The sequence below is a fragment of the Halomonas urmiana genome, from assembly GCF_005780185.1.
Classification (GTDB): Bacteria; Pseudomonadota; Gammaproteobacteria; order Pseudomonadales; family Halomonadaceae; genus Halomonas; species Halomonas urmiana.
Map to the genome: position 1 here is coordinate 1 of NZ_VBUI01000081.1, position 593 is coordinate 593.

The window sequence follows — 593 nt, forward strand, 5'->3', positions numbered from 1 at the left end:
ACCAGCGCGCTGGGTGACCTGGCCGGCGCCATCGGCTGCCTGCGCTACCAGGCCGAGTGCATCGACAAGCTCTACGGCGAGGTCGCGCCCACCGGCGACAACGCCCTGGGGCTGGTGCTGCGTGAGCCGCTGGGCGTGGTGGCCTGCATCGTGCCCTGGAACTTCCCGCTGATGATGACCGCCTGGAAGATCGCCCCGGCGCTCGCCGCCGGCAACAGCGTCATCTTGAAGCCCTCGGAGAAGTCGCCGCTCTCGGCGCTGCGTCTGGCGAGCCTGGCCCGGGAGGCCGGGCTGCCGCGGGGCGTCTTCCAGGTGCTGCCGGGCTTCGGCCACACCGTGGGCAAGGCGCTGGCGCTCTCCATGGAGGTCGACTGCCTGGCCTTCACCGGCTCCACCGGGGTCGGCAAGCAGCTGATGCAGTACGCCGGCCAGTCGAACCTCAAGAAGGTCTTCCTAGAGTGCGGCGGCAAGAGCCCGAATCTGGTCTTCGCCGATTGCAAGGACCTGGACCGGGTGGCCCAGCACGCCGCCGCGGCGATCTTCCACAACCAGGGCGAGGTGTGCATCGCCGGCTCCCGGCTGCTGGTCGAGAA

General features: G+C 70.0%; 1 protein-coding gene. It reads left to right on the forward strand.

Annotation, left to right across the window (positions count from 1 at the left end):
• Window positions 1-593: aldehyde dehydrogenase family protein (locus tag FEI13_RS18840; protein ID WP_138183021.1), on the forward strand; the 593-nt coding region annotated here is incomplete at both ends.